This window comes from Fluviicola chungangensis (assembly GCF_007558725.1).
GTDB lineage: Bacteria > Bacteroidota > Bacteroidia > Flavobacteriales_D > Crocinitomicaceae > Fluviicola > Fluviicola chungangensis.
The window spans coordinates 414,221-433,446 of the sequence record NZ_VLPL01000004.1 but is presented as its reverse complement, the minus strand read 5'-3'; the positions used below and the strand labels follow the sequence as shown (position 1 = coordinate 433,446).

The 19,226-nt window shown below is 42.7% G+C and carries 16 protein-coding genes; 8 read left to right on the top strand and 8 right to left on the bottom strand.

What is annotated here, in order from left to right; genetic code table 11:
* Positions 1–3: 3 nt before the first annotated feature.
* The 5 genes from FO442_RS10755 to purL form a co-directional block, all read right to left on the bottom strand.
* A complete protein-coding gene (locus tag FO442_RS10755) occupies positions 4–468 on the bottom strand; it encodes a DUF1801 domain-containing protein (RefSeq protein WP_144333209.1) in 465 nt (154 codons plus the stop codon).
* 179 nt (positions 469–647) lie between these two features.
* Positions 648–2,525, bottom strand: coding sequence for a T9SS type A sorting domain-containing protein (locus FO442_RS10750; protein ID WP_144333183.1), 1,878 nt, complete (start codon positions 2,523–2,525; stop codon positions 648–650).
* A 10-nt stretch (positions 2,526–2,535) separates the two neighbouring features.
* Entirely contained in the window at positions 2,536–3,156 is a 621-nt protein-coding gene (locus FO442_RS10745) for a hypothetical protein (protein WP_144333182.1), read from the bottom strand.
* 173 nt (positions 3,157–3,329) lie between these two features.
* Positions 3,330–3,959: a 16S rRNA (guanine(527)-N(7))-methyltransferase RsmG gene (rsmG, locus tag FO442_RS10740; protein WP_144333181.1), complete on the bottom strand. Its 630-nt coding sequence runs from the start codon at positions 3,957–3,959 to the stop codon at positions 3,330–3,332.
* Positions 3,960–4,028: 69 nt separating this feature from the next.
* Positions 4,029–6,266 (bottom strand): phosphoribosylformylglycinamidine synthase subunit PurL, encoded by a 2,238-nt coding sequence (purL, locus tag FO442_RS10735; protein ID WP_144333180.1) that lies wholly within the window; start codon positions 6,264–6,266, stop codon positions 4,029–4,031.
* 314 nt (positions 6,267–6,580) lie between these two features.
* On the opposite strand from purL, the gene FO442_RS10730 reads away from it, so the two are divergent.
* The 4 genes from FO442_RS10730 (at position 6,581) to FO442_RS10715 (ending at position 12,453) form a co-directional block, all read left to right on the top strand.
* On the top strand, positions 6,581–8,029 hold the full coding sequence (locus tag FO442_RS10730) for a hypothetical protein (protein ID WP_144333179.1): 1,449 nt from the start codon (positions 6,581–6,583) through the stop codon (positions 8,027–8,029).
* On the top strand, positions 8,026–8,790 hold the full coding sequence (locus FO442_RS10725; RefSeq protein WP_144333178.1) for an SDR family NAD(P)-dependent oxidoreductase: 765 nt from the start codon (positions 8,026–8,028) through the stop codon (positions 8,788–8,790). The genes FO442_RS10730 and FO442_RS10725 overlap by 4 nt, the downstream gene beginning before the upstream one ends.
* A complete protein-coding gene (locus tag FO442_RS10720; RefSeq protein WP_144333177.1) occupies positions 8,790–10,418 on the top strand; it encodes an amidohydrolase in 1,629 nt (542 codons plus the stop codon). The genes FO442_RS10725 and FO442_RS10720 overlap by 1 nt, the downstream gene beginning before the upstream one ends.
* A 238-nt stretch (positions 10,419–10,656) precedes the next feature.
* Positions 10,657–12,453, top strand: a complete 1,797-nt coding sequence (locus tag FO442_RS10715) for an AMP-dependent synthetase/ligase (protein ID WP_144333176.1) — start codon at positions 10,657–10,659, stop codon at positions 12,451–12,453.
* Positions 12,454–12,759: 306 nt separating this feature from the next.
* On the opposite strand, the gene FO442_RS10710 is transcribed toward FO442_RS10715, so the two are convergent.
* The 3 genes from FO442_RS10710 to FO442_RS10700 all read right to left on the bottom strand — a co-directional run bounded on the left by FO442_RS10710 (position 12,760) and on the right by FO442_RS10700 (position 15,717).
* The gene (locus FO442_RS10710) at positions 12,760–13,806 is read right to left on the bottom strand and encodes a DNA topoisomerase IB (protein ID WP_186280054.1); all 1,047 of its coding nucleotides are present in this window, start codon (positions 13,804–13,806) and stop codon (positions 12,760–12,762) included.
* 175 nt (positions 13,807–13,981) lie between these two features.
* A complete protein-coding gene (locus tag FO442_RS10705) occupies positions 13,982–14,590 on the bottom strand; it encodes an RNA polymerase sigma factor (protein ID WP_144333174.1) in 609 nt (202 codons plus the stop codon).
* Positions 14,581–15,717 (bottom strand): glycosyltransferase, encoded by a 1,137-nt coding sequence (locus tag FO442_RS10700; protein WP_144333173.1) that lies wholly within the window; start codon positions 15,715–15,717, stop codon positions 14,581–14,583. Before FO442_RS10700 ends, FO442_RS10705 begins: the two co-directional genes overlap by 10 nt.
* Positions 15,718–15,798: 81 nt before the next feature.
* Here FO442_RS10700 and tgt point away from each other — a divergent pair, with 81 nt between their 5' ends.
* From tgt to FO442_RS10680, 4 genes are all read left to right on the top strand, one after another.
* Positions 15,799–16,929 carry a tRNA guanosine(34) transglycosylase Tgt gene (gene tgt / locus FO442_RS10695; protein WP_144333172.1) on the top strand — a complete coding sequence of 377 codons (1,131 nt, stop codon included), beginning with the start codon at positions 15,799–15,801 and terminating at the stop codon, positions 16,927–16,929.
* A complete protein-coding gene (locus FO442_RS10690; protein WP_144333171.1) occupies positions 16,930–18,042 on the top strand; it encodes an LptF/LptG family permease in 1,113 nt (370 codons plus the stop codon).
* Positions 18,042–18,803 (top strand): DUF481 domain-containing protein, encoded by a 762-nt coding sequence (locus FO442_RS10685; RefSeq protein WP_144333170.1) that lies wholly within the window; start codon positions 18,042–18,044, stop codon positions 18,801–18,803. Before FO442_RS10690 ends, FO442_RS10685 begins: the two co-directional genes overlap by 1 nt.
* Before the next feature lie 119 nt (positions 18,804–18,922).
* Positions 18,923–19,144, top strand: a complete 222-nt coding sequence (locus tag FO442_RS10680; protein ID WP_144333169.1) for a hypothetical protein — start codon at positions 18,923–18,925, stop codon at positions 19,142–19,144.
* Positions 19,145–19,226 lie beyond the last annotated feature (82 nt).

Genomic DNA, 19,226 nt, shown 5'->3' with positions numbered 1-19,226 from the left:
AGTCTATTTTGATTTGGAATTATAATTTTTTTCATACGTGTGGATCCAATCTTCCGGTTTTACTTTTGAAACCAGTTGACCAATCAGTTCGAAAGGAATCTGATCGGGCTTTTTAAACCGGACGCAGCTTTTCCCCATGTCTAGTTTGGTCTTACTTACTTTGGCATATTCTGTACGAAACCAGTCCAGCAATTCCGGATCAGCATATATTCCCATGTGGTAAAATGCAATGAAATTCTTCTGTGAAGCGAAACTCATGAACGGTAAGGGAAGTTTGGGATTACAGTGGTATCCGGCCGGATACAACGAATGCGGAACAGCATAACCGATCATGCCATACCCAATCCCCTCACTGAAGCCTGCGGGAAGATTATCCAGGATTGTTTTTCGGAGTTTCCTCATTGCTTCCTGCCGCTCCGGCGGACAATTTGCAATCACTTCTTCCGGCGTTGTTCCTTCTGTTTTCATCACTATCCCGAAGATACCAAAAAAGATTGAAACGTGTATTCTGATAAAAGCATATCACCCCATTATTCCCGACCGGCTTCTCCGGTTTTTGCATGGATCCATTTGAAATGTAAAGGGCTTTAAAAACAAAGACCGATCCCCGGATGGAATCGGCTCTGATTTTTTAACCTGAAGGATCGTTATTCGATGATAATTTTGTGTGTAGAAAGGGATTTCCCTTCCTGTAAGATGTTTAAGAAGTAAAATCCGTTTTCAAATTCGCGTACATCGATTGACAAGTAAGTCAAACCTTGCTTTACTGCCCGGTTGCTGTCGAAGACTTTTTGTCCGTTCAGCGTAGACAAAGTCAATTGATACGTTGATTCCGTTTTGGAAGAAAGAATGATGTTCAGGTTGCTTTCTGCCGGGTTTGGAAATGCTTTTACGAGTTCCATATCATTCCTGAATCCTTCTTCAATCGCAAGCGTGTTTGATTTGATATTCGTTCCATTGTTTCGAACCAGTTTTACGCGATAGTATGTTGTCCCGTTGACCGGTTGTATGTCCTCGAACCGGTAAGTCAGTGCCTCAAGGCTCATTCCTTGCGCATCAACCGTTCCTATTTCGATAAATTGACTTCCGTTTTCACTGCGTTCTATGATGTATTTATCCACATTGAATTCACTTGAACTCACCCATTCCAAGGAATTATACCCGGATTCATTCTTACCGGTCAAGTTCATCGACTCCGTCCCAAGTGGGGAGCAGCTGACCACTGCAGTTCCGCCGAAAGACAAAGGAACTGTTGTATTTGCCGATGAATAATTGGATAAACAGATCAGGTATTGGGTATAGGAACCCGGGTTCAACGGTGCTTCCCAATTCGTCATGGAAGTTGCACCTGCAGGAAGTGTACTTGCCAAGCCTGTATATTCTTCGCAGGAGCCATTGTAATTACAACGAATCGGGGCTTGGGTACCTGCCGAAATGGCTGAACAGGTTGTTGGAGTGTACGCCCACATGGACCAATCCAGACAATTTAGCGTTCCGGAATTCGGTGTTCCCAGATTGAATGTAAGCGTTCCACCTGTAAGTACATTCACGATCATCCAGGTACTGTTTAATTCACCTGATAGTAAGCATCCTGAATTGGTGCCTGAAACATTGATGTCGGGGTTTGCAGCACATGTTCCCGGATCACATATTTCATCGACCAACCCGAATCCGTTGGGATCAATAGAAAATGAAGCATTGGAGCATACGTTTGCTGCAACATTGCAATCTCCGGCAACAGTTGGTCCTCCGGATGGACATGTCAAAGAAAAGGTTATTCCGGATGCAGCAGTGGAAGTAGCGTCCATCAAAAAGTAATAGGTTGTTCCCGAGGTAAGAGCAATAGATCCCACGGAACCCGGGGTTGTTGCTGTTCCTGCGCAATTCCAGCCAGATGCACTGCATCCGCTTCCACTGGACTGCCAGCCGATTGCATAACCTCCGCCCGTAACAGATGTGACATTAAAGGAGTAGGTTCCGGTTGATGTTGCTGTATACGTATAAACTTGTTCCAGTCCGGGTGTTGCAGTTGCGCACAGGTTGGAGACAAAGGAAGAGGATCCGGTTGTTGAAAGTGTGAAGGCTTGTCCGCATCCCGGAATATTTGAAATGGAAGCGCAGGGACCTGTTCCACAGGAAGTACAGGTGATTGTTGTTGTTAAACAGGTAGTGCCTGTTCCGCAACCGGAACAGTTTGTGTTCAGAGTCATGTAGTACGTTCCCGAAGTAGCAGCAGTAAATGGAACGGATGATGTTCCGAAAGCAACTACAGGACCTGTTGGTGAACCACTGTGAATTGTGATACAAGCCGACGGTGAAACTGTTAGTGTGTATGAGCTTCCTGCAACCACACTTGTGATTGTATTGTAGTCACCGGCCCAGTTACATGAACTGATGGTAGTAGCTGTAGTCCCTGTGGGTGCAGCAACAGATGAAAAAGAACTTCCGCCTGAACATTGTGCCCGGCTGTTTTCCGACCAACCAATAAGTAGTGAAAGAAGTAATAGGATGTTTAAACTTTTCATATGCAGCAAATTAGTCAATGATTAAGTAGTTTAATCCGGTAAGGATTTGTGTTCGCCTGGTTTCTTCCATTGCTTTGAATTCTTCGAAACGGATGTGAAGTCGTCCGGTATCAGCAGTGATTTGTAAATAGTCAGCCGGATAATCCCTGGCCCAATCCCACACTTGTTCCTTATATGCCCGGAAGTCTGATTCCGAAAAGGTATAGCTTGTCCAAGCCGGGAAAGGTCTTTCCGGAAGTTCATTTACCAGCGAATTTAAATCATAACCCTGGAGCAGGTTGGTTAGTTCTGCTTTCGATTTTAGCGTAATGACGATACTGTTTCTGTAAACAAACTGAACGGTTTGATCTTCCTGTCTTAAATGTTCAAATTCGAATATGTCGAAATGCTGGATGTTCAAAAGCTCTTTAACTGAAATGCCGGTTTCGGAACTATTGAATGAAAAACTTTCTGTAAAGTAATCCCATAATACCTGGAGCCTTTGGGGATCAATCTGAGCAATTTTTTGAATTCTTTCGGGTAAATGATGTTTCTGGATCATCCGGTTGGATGCGATCACGGCGTAATCCGTTTGAGCATAAATAGGACCAAAGCTTACTGAAAAGCAGAGTAGTAGGTATAACGTCTTCATAATCACGATGATTTAAGACAAGTATACAAAATAACAGATGGTTAAAAGAATAACAATTGTTTCAGATGAATAAACAGGCTGTTTGATCGATCAAATGTTATGTTTGAATGAATATTTTGTGAATTCTAAATAAAGAGATAATAGTAACTGATTGGAAGAAAGCTGATTACAGGTTAGTTCCCCGTCACATCAACGTATACCACTGCTTTGGTATCAAAAAACTCACCGGAAAAGATCGTTTGCAGTGGATGGATTTTGTATGGATGTTTTACAGGTGCCATTTCTTCCTTGAGATCACCACCTTTGAGATACAAAATTCCATTTGGCAAGGGATTTTTATTTTCTTTCAAAAACTTTCTTTTTGTCCATGGTAAGAATGCCGGCATAGCGGTTACAGCCCGGCTGACAATGAAATCGAATTGTTCTTTGATTTCTTCTGCTCGCGCATGTGTAGCACGCACATTCTTCAATCCTAAGGCGTTTGCAACCTCCTTTACCACTTTGATTTTTTTTCCGATGGAATCAACCAAATGAAACTGTACTTCCGGAAACAGGATCGCTAAGGGAATTCCGGGAAAACCACCACCGGTCCCGATATCCAGCACAGCAGATCCGGGCGTGAATTCCATGATTTTTGCAATTCCTAGGGAGTGCAAGACGTGGCGTTCGTAAAAAGCATCCGTATCTTTTCTTGAAATGACGTTGATCTGCGCATTCCAGAATAAATATAATTCTTCCAGCTGCTCAAATTGTTTTTTTTGAACTGCTGTCAGATTTGGAAAGTATTTGAGGATTAATTCCATCTTGAATGGAGAAAATGGAAAAGAAAGGTGGCTGAACGGAGTCGAAGCCACCTTTTCAATTCTCAATTATTAATTTTCAATCAGTTTCCCTAAAGCATTATCGTAAATCTCTTTTGCTTCAGAGATAAATCCGAAATGCTCGTCGTCAACCATCATTTTGCCTTTTGTAACATGACCAAGCAAGGTGTAATTCACACCGCTTCCCATCATGAATTCGATGAACTCTTCTTCCGCGTCTTCAGAAACAGTTACAACTACCCGGCTTTGAGCTTCACCGAACAAAAATGCATCTTCACGAACTTCTGAGTCTGTAACAATATCAAAACCAAGTCCGCGAGGCATTGACATTTCAACCAATGAAACGAACAGCCCGCCGTCAGCACAATCGTGGGCAGCATTGATCAATTCCTGGCTGATTAATCCTTTTACGGCTTCCTGTAATGCATACTCCTTTTCCAAATCAAAATGAGGTGCCGGAGATGCTTCTATTTTGTGGTATTTTGCCAGGTATTCAGAAGATGAAATGTCGTTTACACAATCTCCCAGGATGAAGATCAAATCGCCTTTTTGCTTGAAATCAAGGGACATGATCTTCGATTTATCTTCCACCACACCAATCATTCCGATAGTAGGTGTAGGGAAAACAGGGATTTCTTTACCGCCGATATTGCTTTGATTGTAGAAGGAAACGTTTCCGCCGGTAACCGGTGTTTCAAATTTCAAACATGCCTTGGACATTCCTTTGATCGCACCGACAAACTGCCAGTAAGACTCCGGGTTGTATGGATTTCCAAAATTCAGGCAGTTTGTAATTGCGCTTGGAATTCCACCCGATACCACGATGTTACGTGCAGCTTCAGATACGGCAATTGCAGTTCCTGTTTCCGGATCAGCATTGACATAGCGTGAATTGCAATCCACTGTCATCGCCAATGCCTTTTGAGTTCCTTTCAGGTTCACAATTCCTGCATCCGTCGGACGGTTTGTAGTCATGGTTTTGGTTCCCACCATGGAGTCGTATTGTTCGTAAACCCAACGTTTGGAAGCAATATTAGGCTGACTCAATAAGAAGAACCCGATTTCCTTTAGGTTTTCCGGCTGTTCTACTGAATCGATATTAAATTTCTTGTATTCCTGGTAATAAGCAGGCTCGGAATATTCACGCTGGTATTGCGGAGCTCCGCCGCCAAGTACCAGTGATTCTGCAGGAACATCTCCAACTAATTCTCCGTTCATGTAATAACGAACACGGCCATCTCCGGTTACTGTTCCGATTTCTTCCGCATGCAAATCCCACTTGTCGAAAATGCGTTTGACGATATCTTCTTTTCCTTTTTGGATAACTACCAACATCCGTTCCTGGGATTCAGAAAGCAGGATTTCGTATGGAAGCATGTTTTCCTGGCGAGTAGGAACAAGGTCCAAATGGATTTCCATTCCGACACCGCCACCCGCACTCATTTCACAGGTGGAGCAGGTAATTCCGGCAGCTCCCATGTCCTGCATTCCAACAATTGCATCGGTATTTGCCAATTCCATTGTAGCTTCCAAAAGCAATTTCTCCATGAACGGATCACCAACCTGAACAGAAGGCAGATCCTGAGCAGATTCTTCCGTAATATCTTTTGATGCAAAGGCAGCTCCTGCGATTCCGTCTTTACCGGTTGAAGAACCAACAATATAAACCGGGTTTCCGGGACCTTTCGCCTTAGCGGAAATTACTTTTTTCGTATCGATAATTCCGGCCGAAAAAGCGTTTACCAGCGGGTTTTGATTGTATGATTTGTCGAAGAAAACTTCACCTCCAACAATCGGAATCCCGAACGCATTTCCATAATCACCGATTCCTTTGACAACACCTTTAACCAGCCATTTTGTACGAGCTTCTTCAATATCTCCGAAACGCAGGGAGTTTAACTGTGCAACCGGTCGGGCACCCATTGTAAAAATATCCCGGTTAATTCCTCCAACTCCAGTGGCAGCTCCCTGATAGGGTTCCAGTGCTGAAGGATGATTGTGAGATTCGATTTTAAAAACACAACCGATTCCATCTCCCAAGTCTACCAAACCTGCATTTTCTTCACCGGCTTTTACTAACATGTGGGGACCATCTTTCGGTAATTGTTTTAACCAGTAAATGGAATTTTTGTAAGAACAGTGTTCAGACCACATAACAGAATAAACTGCTGTTTCGGTGAAGTTTGGTGTGCGTCCCAAAATTCCTTTGATCATTTCAAATTCATCCGCGCGCAAACCCAGTTCAACTGCTTGCTCAAGTGTAGCTTCTTGCTTAATGGAAGTACTCATTTTGTTATAACTTTGATGCAAAAGTAATCATTCCTTTGTTCATAGGCGGTTGAACCTTTCCGTTTTTTTCCACAGACTTGGGGGGAATTCTCTATTTTGAATGGTCGTTACCGGATTTTGGAATTCCGGGGAAAACAGTGAATCAGATTTAAAGTTCTCTGAAGGGGTGTTTTTAAAATTTGTTCCAGGGTTTTTACCCTGGAAGGGGGGCAAAAAAAAGTAGTTATATGAAAGTGACCGCACACGCGAAATCACAATTAATTCTAATTGTAAAATTCGGCATTCGCAATTAAAGTAATTAACTTAGGGCCCTCATGGTGTTTACGCTAGTCCTGATCGGTTTAACATGGTTTGTTTGGAAATTCAAAACAGATGGCTTGTCGCGGACTAATTTACTGATTGGCTGGGGCATTAAAGTGCTCTTTGGAGTCTTGTTCATGATTATCCATACTAAAATATATGGAATCGGGGAAGTTACGGTTGATTGGGAGGAATACATGGCGGACAGTGTTACGCTCAATGGCGTAGCTTACCAGTCAGTGGGCGATTACCTGCATTTTTTATTAGGTACCAATTCGGAAGCAGCTATTCAGCAATACCTCTCACATACCAATCACTGGTCTGCAGGAGATCTTGATCTGATGAACGATTCGCGAAATGTGCTGCGTGTAAACAGCCTGATTGTTTTCATTTCCCAAGGAAATGTCTATGTCCATATTTTGTTTTTCTCTTTCTTTTCTTTCATCGGATTACGGGAAATCTTTCTTGCTTTTAAGGATCGCATTTTCTACAAAAAATCCTGGTTTTGGTTCGCTTTATTCCTCTTTCCAACACTTAGTTTTTGGACAAGTTCTGTTTTGAAGGAGCCCCTGATGATCCTGGGGTTTGGCTTCCTTTTGAATGTATTATTAGGAAAGTTAGCATTAAAATCCCGTCTATGGCGAATGGTCCTGGGCTTTGCATTGATGCTCGGATTCAAACCATATGTTCTGGGGTGTTTGCTGTTGAGCCTTCCGGTTTTTTTACTGGGTAAATTCCTGTTCAGGAAACGTGTTTTGCTAGCTCCGTTAACAGGTTTGGCATTAATTACATTGATTTTTGCGATTTTTCCGGGATTCAGAAATAATGTGACTCACCGGCTTACCCGGATGCAATTCGATTTTATCAATGTTGGGCGAGGTGGCACGCATGCTTATGCGGATTCCTGTTTTTATTATTTCAGGACCGATCAGTATCCTGATTTGGAGTTCCGGGACAATGGAACAGTTCAGGCCAGGAAAACCGTGATTGCCAAAAAAGTGACATTCGGGATGAGTTACCCGTTCCAGGATATCCGGTTAAAACCTGGAGAAGGTCCGTGGAAAGTGGTTTTTATGGGGGAAGCTTGCGGAAGTTACGTGGAATTGACTCCTATTGGAAATGATTTCGGGCAATTGATTAAAAACATTCCCGAAGCAGCTTCAAATGCAGCTTTCAGACCTACTTTTTGGGATCCGGGAGGGAAACTGAAAATAGTCAGTTTTTTAGAAACAATCGGTTTGTTCGTACTTCTTGCCTTTGGTCTATGGTATAATTGGAGGTACAGAACAGCAGAAGAACGGAATCTATTGGTCTTTTTAATGACGTTTTCACTTGTTTTATTTGTACTCATCGGTTGGACAACCCCGGTTTTGGGAGCAATTGTCCGGTATCGGATGCCGGCATATTTAGCACTGTTTTTAATGGCTTTTATTGGTTCAAGACCATTCAAATTTAAATTATGAAAAAAACCGTTTTGATTACCGGGGCAACTGCCGGTTTTGGAGAAGCGACAGCACGCATATTTGCTGATAATGGATGGGATTTGGTTTTAACCGGCCGAAGAATGGACCGGTTGGAATCGGTGAAGAAAGAATTACAATCCAAAGGAGTTGATATCGTATTGCTGAATTTTGATGTGCGAAACGAAAACGAAGTAAACCAGGCAGTTCAATCTCTTTCGGAAGAGGTGAAAAACAATCTGTCGATTTTGATCAACAACGCCGGTTTGGCAGTTGGCCGCGGGCCGATAGATTCCGGGGAAACGGATGACTGGGATCGCATGATTGACACCAATGTCAAGGGATTGCTGTATGTGACTCGCGCAATTTCTCCCATACTGAAGAAAAACGGCGGCGGACACATTGTAAACATTGCAAGCATTGCAGGAAAAGAAGTTTATGCCGGAGGAAATGTTTATTGCGCGACGAAGCATGCGGTAGATGCATTGTCAAGGGCGATCCGGATAGATTTGGTACACGACAATATAAAAGTGACGAACATTGCTCCCGGAGCTGCGGAAACCGAGTTTTCACTGGTGCGATTCAAAGGGGACGAGCAAACCGCTAAAAATGTCTACGACGGATATGACCCCTTGATGGCGGAAGACATTGCGGATGCAGTTTACTATGCCTGTTCCAGGCCAAAACATGTGTGCATCAATGATTTAGTGATTATGCCAAGTGCTCAGGCCAGTTCAACGATTTTTCATAAAACACACTCCTAATGCGTTATTTTCTTTTTTTCTTGGTTTTATTGACAGGCGTTTCGTGCATGAAAGGCCAGGCGGTTGATCTGGTTATTCACAATGCCAAAATTCACACGATGGATGATAAAAATGCTGTTGTGCAGGCCATCGCAATTCGCGATGGGAAAGTGATTGAAGTAGGCCCGGACCGCCAGATTATGAATAAATACAGTGCGGACGAATTTATCGATGCGGAAGGAAAGGATATTTTCCCGGGATTTGCGGATGCGCACGGTCACTTGATGAGTTTGGCCCGTCAGAAACTTTCTGTGAACCTGGTCGGAACGGCCTCCATGGAGGAACTCATTGTTCGGGTAGAAAAATACGCTCAGAAAAAGGAGCGCCCGGTGATTGTCGGTGGTGGTTGGGACCAAAGTCTCTGGAATACGAAAGAATTGCCGACAAATGATTTGTTGAACGAAAAATTCCCGAATAAACCGGTAGTCCTGTACCGTGTTGACGGACATGCTGTGTTGGTGAATGATGCTGCCTTAAAAAAATTCAAAGTGACGGAATCTGCTCATATCGAAGGTGGAGCGATCCTGAAAAAGGAAGACGGAAGCATGACCGGGATTCTACTGGATAACGCGATCTCATTGATTAGTGACAAGTTACCGGATTTTTCAGATCATGAATTGGCCACCGCATTGTTGGAAATTCAGCAGGAGTTGGTTGGGTATGGAATTACGGATGTGCACGAGGCGGGTTTGACGCCACATGATTTTAAATTAATCCGCCGGTTGGTAAAGGAAAATAAACTGACCATTGGGATTTATGGAATGCTTTATCCGGTAAAAGAAAATGCGGATTTTGCGAAAAAACACGGATTTTTAAAAGAAAAAAACCTGCTTGTTCGCTCCTTTAAAGTAATTGGTGACGGAGCTTTGGGGTCGAGAGGAGCACTTCTGAAACAGCCGTATTCGGATGATCCGCACAATTATGGTTTGCTGACCACTTCACTATCCGATTTAAAACGCTATTCTTCTTTAGCGGAATTGACCGGCTACCAGTTAAATATTCATGCGATCGGGGATTCCACAAACCGGTTGGTACTGGAATTAATCGAGACTTATTCGAAAAAGAACCCGGATCATCGCTGGAGGTTGGAACATGCACAAGTAATTGATCCGAAGGATTTTGATCTGCTGGAAAATTCAGGAGCTTTTCCTTCGGTGCAGCCGACCCATGCTGTAAGTGATCAGCGCTGGGCTGAATCGCGTTTGGGAAAAGCACGTTTGAAGGGAGCGTACGCTTACAATACCTTGCTGCAAAAAGCGGGGATGCTGGCGATCGGAACAGATTTTCCGGTAGAAAGTACGAATCCGTTCCTGACGATACATGCAGCCGTAAACAGAAAGAATGCAGAAGGAGATCCGATTGATGGGTTTTTAATGGGGGAAGCACTTACGGAAGAAGCTTGTTTGCGAGGAATGACAATTTGGGCAGCCTTTGCCAGTTTCCAGGAAGAAACAAAAGGAAGTTTGGAAAAAGGAAAAGATGCTACGCTGGTGATGCTGGAAAGTCCGTTTTCTTCAAAGGGAGGATACAATCCGAATTATTCAAACAGAACTTTTATTAAGGGGAAATTGGTGTTTTCGATAGAATAAAAAAGGGCTCGCCGGCAAACGAACCCTACAAACCAAAAAACCAAAAACGATCAAACACAAGTCATTATTTCTTTGTAACTTTCCAACTAGTTCATGAATTGCACTTGATCGAAGTTAGAAACTATATTCCCACAATGTAAATGTAAGAACTTGTTTCCTAACAAGGTGCTGTGAAAAAACAAACACTGGTTTTGGATGAATATTTTTGCGCTATTGCTTAATTTTTAATACATATATTGTGAGTGCTATTACAACTGATATGAATGAAGTAAGACGACTATTTGACGTGCCTGCTTATCAATTGAATACATTTCCAAACGCTGCCATGTTTGTGAGTAAAGTGGATGGCGCTTGGATACCTATGACGACCGAAGAATTTGTAGCACTTACAAATCAAATTTCCAAGGGACTTGTGGCGCTTGGTGTTTCAGTTGGTGAACGAGTGGCATTGGTTTCACCAAACCGGGTGGAGTGGAATATCCTGGATATTGCAATCCAACAGGTAGGAGCAATTGTAGTTCCTGTTTATCCGAATATTTCGGAACATGATTATGTCTATATCTTTAATGATGCCGGAATCCGTCATGCATTTGTAGCCGGAGAGGAATTGGGGAATAAAATACAAGGTGTCATTTCCCAGATTGCTTCCCTGGAGAAGATTTTCACCTTTGATCAATTGGAAGGATTTACCAACTACAAGGAATTGATCACGATGGGTAAGGATATTCCACAAAACAAGATTTCCGAACTGAAGGCAAATGTGCGCAACGAAGATTTGGCAACCATTATTTATACGTCCGGAACAACCGGGAACCCAAAAGGTGTCATGTTGTCTCACAACAACCTGCTTTCCAATGTACTTTCCTGTAAATTCAGTATTCCGGCAGATGAAACATCCCGGGTCTTGACATTTTTACCGGTTTGTCATGTCTACGAGCGCATGCTCCACTACTTATATATGTATTGCGGTTCTTCCATTTATTTTGCAGAATCCATGGATACGATCGGTCCGAACATTAAAGAAGTGAGGCCTCATGTGTTTACCGCCGTTCCGCGTTTATTGGAAAAAGTGTTTGATCGCATTATGCTGACCGGTGAATCACTGACCGGTTTCAAGCGAAAAATATTTTTCTGGGCCATTTCGGTAGCAGAACAATACCATACCGGGAAATTGGGGCTTTGGTATAGAATAAAACTGGCAATTGCCAGAAAGCTGGTGTTCTCGAAATGGCAGGAAGCATTGGGGGGAGAAGTGAAAGCGATTGCTTCCGGATCTGCTGCGCTGCAACCCCGTTTGGCACAAATCTTTTTGGCAGCCGGAATTCCCGTATTGGAAGGATATGGTTTAACGGAAACATCTCCTGTGATTTCTGTAAATTGTCTGAAAAAAGGAATCAAGATCGGAACTGTTGGTCCGTTGATTGATGGGGTGAAGGTAAAAATTGCAGAAGACGGGGAGATTTTGGTAAAAGGGCCGAATGTGATGATGGGATATTACAATTTGCCTGATAAAACGGCTGAAGCAATTGACTCACAGGGATGGTTTCACACTGGAGACATCGGAACATTTGAAGATGGAATATTCCTGAAAATTACTGATCGGAAGAAAGAAATCTTTAAAACTTCGGGGGGGAAATACATTATCCCGCAGGCAATGGAAAACACCTTCAAAGAATCCCGCTTCATCGAGCAGATCATGGTTTTGGGTGAGGGACAGAAATTTCCTTCTGCATTGATTGTTCCTGCATTCCCGTTTGTGAAAGAGTGGGCAAACCGCAAGAATATTCAAATCGGTACAAGCAATGAGGAGGTCGCCAAAAATCCGGATGTGATTGCACGAATTCAAAAAGAAGTGGATCGCATCAATGAAGGTTATGGAAGCTGGGAGAAGATTAAGAAATTTGCATTGCTGCCAAATGAATTCGGAGTGGAAACGGGAGAATTGACGCCTACGCTGAAGTTCAAACGGAAAATAATCCTGGAGAAATATAAAAAACAGGTGGACGAGATTTACAAGGACGAGCACCACGAGTAGATTCATTTTTAAATAGTAATATATATATAAAACATAGGGTGCGATTCATCGGGGTATACGTATTATTGCACCCAAACTATTTTATAATACAAACTGTGTTATATTTTACCACAAATGCACAAATATTGGAGGCGCTTACCAGTCGCCTCTTCGTCTTGCAATGACTCATAAAACTATGTGTTTACACGATTCAAAAGCGAGTGCGGTAGCCGAGCTAAAATTTGCGCATTTGCGGTAAAAATTAAGTATGGGTGCCAATTGTGATTAATTTCCGATTCATCGCACCCTATGTTTTTGTTTGGGGCCCTATGTTTCTTTGAGAGTGGCGTTTTTTTTCAAAACCCTCAATAACAGCTTTTCTTCAGAACCAAGCCAGTTGTCGGAAGCCGGAATTGTTTTAATGTGCTTTTTCAATTGATTGCTCTCATAAAGAGCTAAAATTTGTGGATGTACATAATATTTTTTACAAACTGTTCGCGTGTTGCCCAATTGCTCGCTAACCAGGTCCAGCACCTCCACTGTTTTTTTCTTGCGAGCCGTTTCGTTGTCCGCTGGATCCGAATTCAAAAATCCCTGCAGTGCACAAACACTGGCCGACCATGTTCGTAAATCTTTGGTGGTAAATGAATCTTCCGTATATTTTCGAATATAAGCGTTTACTTTTCCTGAATCCAATGTATGGCGATTTCCATCCTGATCATAGTATTGAAAAAGCGCTTTTCCCGGAATATCGCGGCATTGTTTGACGATACGCGCCAGTCGTTTGTTTCGCAATGAAATGGTGTGATGAATTCCTTTTTTCCCGACAAAAGAGAAGAGCATTTTTTCTCCCGAGATCTCCACGTGCTTATCCTTCAATGTAGTCAATCCGTAAGAGTTATTTGTTTTTTCATAGTGGTTATTCCCCACACGGATATGCGTTTCGTCCATTAGGGACAGCACAACAGCGATCACCTTCTCTTCGCATAATGTCTTTTTTCTCAGATCGCGGGAGATTTGTTTGCGAAGCTTCTTCAACGCATTTCCATAATCGATTAAACGCGCAAATTTCGATTCATTCCTGGATTTCTGCCATAGCGCATGATACCGGTATTGTTTTCTTCCGCGGAGATCCAGTCCGGTGCATTGAATATGCCCGTTGGCATCTTTGCAAATCCAAACATTTTCCCAGGCAGGCGGGATGACCAATTCTTTAATTCGCTTTAACTGCTTCTTCGATACCAGTTTCTGATTGTTGTAATAATATTCAAAATCCTCACCTTTCCGTACACGGGAAATTCCCGGATCGGAAACCGATACGTAAACCAAATCAGCCATTTCAGGGAAGGCATCCAAATTGAAAATTTCTGCCATGGACATACTTCAATTTATCGATTGGTTTTTGATCAGGAGTTACACAATTATGGGATTAAGAATTTTTGTGTTTTCCCAATTGTTTGAAAAAACTGCATGTCAATAAATAAGAAAAGGATTCGTAAAAACGAACCCTTTTCTTTATAGGCTTAGTTTGAGGGGTTTATTTATGGCCTTAAATGGCATCTTTTGTTTGTTCCATCATTTGAGCAAGGAAATCACGAGCCCTGAATAACTGGGCTTTTACGGTTCCCAAAGGAAGGTTTAATTCCTCTGCAATTTCTTCGTAGCTCAATTCTTCGAAATACCTTTTTTCGATCAGTTCACGATAGCGCGGTTTTAACTTACTGACGAGCTGACGCATGTGTTTTACCTTTTGGTTGTGAATGATGTGCTCTTCCGGATCGCGTGTGTCGGACCTGGCATCAATGCCAACTGATTCCCCGTCTTCATTCGTGTACCCGGTATCCATGGAGGTCAGCTTGATACGTTTCTTGCGGATAAAGTCGATGCAATTGTTCGATGCAATTTTGAACAGCCAGGTAGAAAAAGCAAAACTCGGAGAGTATTGGTCCAACCGGCTAAAAGCTTTTCCGAAAGCTTCAATGGTCAGATCGTCTGCATCGTCTGAATTCCGTACCATTTTCATCATCATGAAATAAATGGATTCACGGTATCGGTCCATTAATTGGGCATAAGCTGCCTGATCCCCGTTTCGGGCCTGGTCTACCAAAACCAGGTCTACGCGCGCTTTGTCCGATAAATGATCTCCAACTACTTCCATTTCGAAGAATTTTTTTGCAATGCTGAATAATAAAAGAATGGAAGGATCAAAACATATACCAAGTCTGTAACCGGCAATAAAGCAATGAAACCAGGCGATTTTAATTTCTTAAAACAAAGCCCCAAAAGCCACCATTTTATCACTGTTACAAAACCAAACCCGGCAAGAGCATGTATCCACCATCCACTTTGTAAGATCAAAAGAACAAAAGATATCCCCATCAAAATCAGGGTAGTTGGATATATTCCTAACATTACTTTCTTGAAAACCTTGTATCGCGGAGACGTGGTGTAGTGTCTGGACTTTTGCAGTACAAAGGATTTCCAGTTTTCTTTTGCCTCACTGTATTGGAAGGTGTCAGGATCCAATTGAATGGTATAATTGCTTTTTTTCGCTGCTTCCTGGATAAATAAATCATCGTCTCCGGACATAAGCGAGTAGTGGGATTTGAATCCGTTGGTTGATTTAAAAACGGTTTTTGTGTAAGCCATGTTTCGCCCTACTCCCATGTAAGGAACCTTGTTGATTGCCATGGAAAAGTAATTAATGGCGATCATCGCGGTATCGAAACGGATGATCTTATTCAGGAATCCTTTTCTTGTGGTGTAAGGTCCATAGCCCAGAACAATTTGTTTTTTATCGCTGAAACATTCTACCATTTTGCGCAGCCACAAATTGCTGGCCGGCGTGCAATCGGCGTCCGTAAGGACCAAGTGCTCGTAGCGGGCTTTTTTTATTCCTAAAGTCAGGGGGAATTTCTTGCTTGGAGTCAAATGGCGGCTTCGTTCTACCTCCATTACAACCAGGTTCGGGTACTGGCGGCTCAATGCGTCCAACAGGTATTTGGAGTCATCCATCGACTGGTTATTGATAACAACCACTTCAAATGGAGCGGGGTAGTCCTGTTCCAGGATTTTCGGTAAGTTCTCGTATAAATTGTCTGATTCATTGCGGGCGGCAATGACGATCGATACCGGAGGCAAGCTGCTCTGAGCGGGTTTACCTTTCCAAAAAGCCAATCTCCCAAAGAAAAGAACGGAGTAAATCAACTGTACAGCCAATAGTCCGGCAAAAATCCAAAAGATATAAAATACGCCTGTTTCTTGTAATTCGGGGATAATTTTCATTAAAGTGTCTTCTTCGCGTACAAAGATGGGGCTCTTTCCGAAATCCCCTTATCTTTGCAGCGTTTATTTTTCAACACAATTATGCACTTTGAACTGAAGCATACCGACCCGCATTCGAAAGCAAGGGCCGGACTTATTCACACTGACCACGGAACCATTGAAACTCCGATATTTATGCCTGTGGGAACGCAAGGAACCGTAAAAGGAGTTCATCAACAGGAATTGCGGGACGATGTGGAAGCTCAGATTATTTTGGGAAATACCTTTCACCTGTATTTACGTCCGGGATTGGATGTGATTGAAGGAGCCGGAGGTCTGCACCAGTTTATAGGGTGGGAACGGCCGATTTTGACCGATAGCGGAGGTTACCAGGTGTATTCTTTGGCTACCAGCCGGAAAATCACAGAAGAAGGAGTCCGTTTCCAATCACACCACGATGGAAGTTACCATTTTTTCTCTCCTGAAAGAGCAATAGACATTCAACGAACAATCGGTGCGGATATCATCATGGCATTCGACGAATGTACTCCTTATCCCTGCGAATACAATTACGCCAAGCGTTCGATGCATATGACACACCGCTGGCTGAAACGCTGCATTACCCAAATGGATTCTACAGAACCGAAATACGGATATTCCCAGGCTTTATTCCCGATTGTTCAGGGAAGTGTTTATCCTGACCTGAGAAAAGAATCTGCTGAATTTATTGCCGAGCAACACGCTGTTGGGAATGCAATCGGGGGATTATCTGTCGGTGAACCGGATGAAGATATGTATAGTATGACCGATTTGGTGTGCTCGATTTTGCCAACAGACAAACCGCGTTACCTGATGGGAGTTGGGACCCCGGTAAATATTTTGGAATCCATCGCTTTGGGAGTCGATATGTTTGATTGTGTGATGCCTTCCCGGAATGCACGGCACGGAATGCTGTTTACCTCTGAAGGAACGATCAATATCAAAAACCATAAATGGCGAATGGATTATTCTCCTTTGGACCCGAATGGCACGACTTATGTAGATCAGGTGTACACCAAGGCATATTTGCATCATTTGATTAAGGCAAAGGAAAATTTGGCGATTCAAATTGCAACCATTCACAATTTAGCCTTTTATTTGGCGTTGGTTAAGGAAGCCCGCAGAAGAATTCTGGACGGAACTTTCAGAACCTGGAAAGATGAACAAGTAAAAAAACTGGGAAGAAGGATTTAGATGCTCAAAATTATAGATCGATACATCATTCGGAAGTTTCTCTCGACATTCTTTTTTATGTTGGGAGTCATCATGCTTTTGGCGATGGTGTTCGATGTTGCAGAGCGTTTGTCTGAATTTATTGATAACCAGGCACCGCTTCGGGCCATTGTTTTTGATTATTATTTCAATTTTCTCTTATACTACGGAAACACATTCTCCTCCATGATTGTGTTTATTTCGGTGATTTGGTTCACTGCAAAAATGGCCCAGGATGCGGAGATCATTCCGATGTTGAACAGCGGAAGGCCTTTTACGCGGATTATTCGTCCTTACATGATTGCTGCAACGATTTTGATGCTGATGTCATTGATCCTAAACCATTTTGTTTTGCCTAGAGCGAATCGTGTTCGGCTGGATTTCGAGGAGTCCTTTTACAGGGACCGTTTGCTGGTGGAAAACTATCATGCGGAATTTCCCGGGAATGAGCTGGTGCATTATGCGAGTTATAATTCCCACGAGAATATTATCAATGATTTTGTGATCGAAAAGTATGATAATCACAACCGCCTGGTCCACTTCCTGAAGTCGAGAACGGCGACTGTGGCTCATGGTTCGTCAAACTGGCATTTAGTGGATGTTTTTGAACGGATAATCAGTTATAACGATACAATCGCATTTAAGGATCAGGTTGTCAATCAGAAAATAACATTGCTTGAGAAGCATGAAAAGGATACGGTTTTGCCCTACCGCATTGAAGATATGGCTATCCGGGACAATATTGCGGAAGCGATGACCTTTAATGAATTAAGGACCTTTATTAAGAAGGAAAAAGAAAAAGGAAATGCCAACACACCGATGTTCGAGATTGAACTGTACCAGCGGACGAGTTATCCGTTTGCTACTTACGTCCTGACCCTGATCGGAGTAAGTGTTTCAAGCAGGAAAAAACGCGGAGGAATCGGTGTGAATATTGCAATCGGTTTATTGTTCGTATTCATTTATATTTTTGCAATGAAAGTAACCACAGTAGCAGCAACAACTGTTGGTTTTCCTCCGGTTGCCGCTGTTTGGCTCCCGAATTTTATTTTTGGCATTCTGGCCATATTCATGTATCGTGTTGCGCCCAAGTAATGAAATTTCCTGTCTTATTTTGTTTCCTGATCTCTGGTGTTTTGCAGTTGCATGCACAAATTGTCAATATCGAAAACAGGCGTATTTATGAAGATACTTCCGGATGGAGCGGCGCGCTGGATGCAGGTTTTGCGGTTACCCAAAACTCGCCGGATATCTTGTATTCCGGAAATTTCAGACCAAGGGTTCAGTACAAAACGCGGAAAAATCATTTTTTACTGATCACAGATCTCAATTATACGGCGTCGAATAAAACAACCTATGCGAATTCGGGAATGGCTCATTTTCGTTACGCAAGGCGGATCAAAAACAGTCCCTGGAAATGGGAGGCATATACCCAGGTTCAGTACAATCAGTTATTGAATCAACGGGTAAGGTATTTGATTGGTACCGGACCACGCTGGAAATTTATCGATACCAACAATGTGCGTTTTTTTGCCGGGACTTCCGCTTTTTGGGAATACGAGGAATTGACAGAGGATGGAATCATTCATGACAATATGCGCTGGAGCAATTACCTGAGCTGGTTTATTCGGACAGGATCTGGATTCAGTTTTTCGGGAACGACGTATTATCAGCCGCGTTGGGACCGGTTTTCCGATTTTCGCTTCTCGGGTCAGTACTCCATTAGCCAGGCAATTACCAAACGGTTGGATATGCGGATCGAATTTAACATCTATTATGACAGTGCACCGCCTACCAATGTGAGGAAGACTGTTTTCAGTTCGTCAGCAGGGATACACCTGCGTTTAGGGGAATAGCAGTGGTTAGACTTTTCCGGTTTTCTCCAGGTTTTCAATTGTTTTTTAACAAACGTTGATTTTTTGGTCTTTTTATTCAAACTATCTTGATTAGGAATTAGAAACTAAAAACAGATATTATGAAGAAGTTAGTTTTGGGAGTTTCAGCAATGGCATTGTTGGGCCTGGCATCGTGTAAGAAGGATTATGATTGTGAATGTACCTATCAGAATACGGGAAGTACAACAACCGTAACAGAACATAAGACCATTAAAAATTCATCTTTGGATGACGCAAAAAAAACCTGCGACGGATACGAATCCTCCGATGGAACGATTACTAAAACATGTACGCTGTTATAATGCGTAATGTTATTCCGAATGTTTGAAGGTTAACAAAACCTTTTAGTATATAAATGCCATGTCTTGAAATGAATGGGCACGA

What these genes read in the sequence shown, in the direction of transcription:
- FO442_RS10685 (WP_144333170.1), top strand. Translation starts at nt 18,042, where the DNA reads ATGAAATTTCCTGTCTTATTTTGTTTCCTGATCTCTGGTGTTTTGCAG.
- FO442_RS10680 (WP_144333169.1), top strand. Translation starts at nt 18,923, where the DNA reads ATGAAGAAGTTAGTTTTGGGAGTTTCAGCAATGGCATTGTTGGGCCTG.
- FO442_RS10725 (WP_144333178.1), top strand. Translation starts at nt 8,026, where the DNA reads ATGAAAAAAACCGTTTTGATTACCGGGGCAACTGCCGGTTTTGGAGAA.
- FO442_RS10755 (WP_144333209.1), bottom strand. Translation starts at nt 468, where the DNA reads ATGAAAACAGAAGGAACAACGCCGGAAGAAGTGATTGCAAATTGTCCG.
- FO442_RS10710 (WP_186280054.1), bottom strand. Translation starts at nt 13,806, where the DNA reads ATGGCAGAAATTTTCAATTTGGATGCCTTCCCTGAAATGGCTGATTTG.
- FO442_RS10720 (WP_144333177.1), top strand. Translation starts at nt 8,790, where the DNA reads ATGCGTTATTTTCTTTTTTTCTTGGTTTTATTGACAGGCGTTTCGTGC.
- FO442_RS10705 (WP_144333174.1), bottom strand. Translation starts at nt 14,590, where the DNA reads ATGGAAGTAGTTGGAGATCATTTATCGGACAAAGCGCGCGTAGACCTG.
- FO442_RS10690 (WP_144333171.1), top strand. Translation starts at nt 16,930, where the DNA reads ATGCTCAAAATTATAGATCGATACATCATTCGGAAGTTTCTCTCGACA.
- FO442_RS10750 (WP_144333183.1), bottom strand. Translation starts at nt 2,525, where the DNA reads ATGAAAAGTTTAAACATCCTATTACTTCTTTCACTACTTATTGGTTGG.
- FO442_RS10745 (WP_144333182.1), bottom strand. Translation starts at nt 3,156, where the DNA reads ATGAAGACGTTATACCTACTACTCTGCTTTTCAGTAAGCTTTGGTCCT.
- tgt (WP_144333172.1), top strand. Translation starts at nt 15,799, where the DNA reads ATGCACTTTGAACTGAAGCATACCGACCCGCATTCGAAAGCAAGGGCC.
- FO442_RS10700 (WP_144333173.1), bottom strand. Translation starts at nt 15,717, where the DNA reads ATGAAAATTATCCCCGAATTACAAGAAACAGGCGTATTTTATATCTTT.
- purL (WP_144333180.1), bottom strand. Translation starts at nt 6,266, where the DNA reads ATGAGTACTTCCATTAAGCAAGAAGCTACACTTGAGCAAGCAGTTGAA.
- FO442_RS10730 (WP_144333179.1), top strand. Translation starts at nt 6,581, where the DNA reads ATGGTGTTTACGCTAGTCCTGATCGGTTTAACATGGTTTGTTTGGAAA.
- rsmG (WP_144333181.1), bottom strand. Translation starts at nt 3,959, where the DNA reads ATGGAATTAATCCTCAAATACTTTCCAAATCTGACAGCAGTTCAAAAA.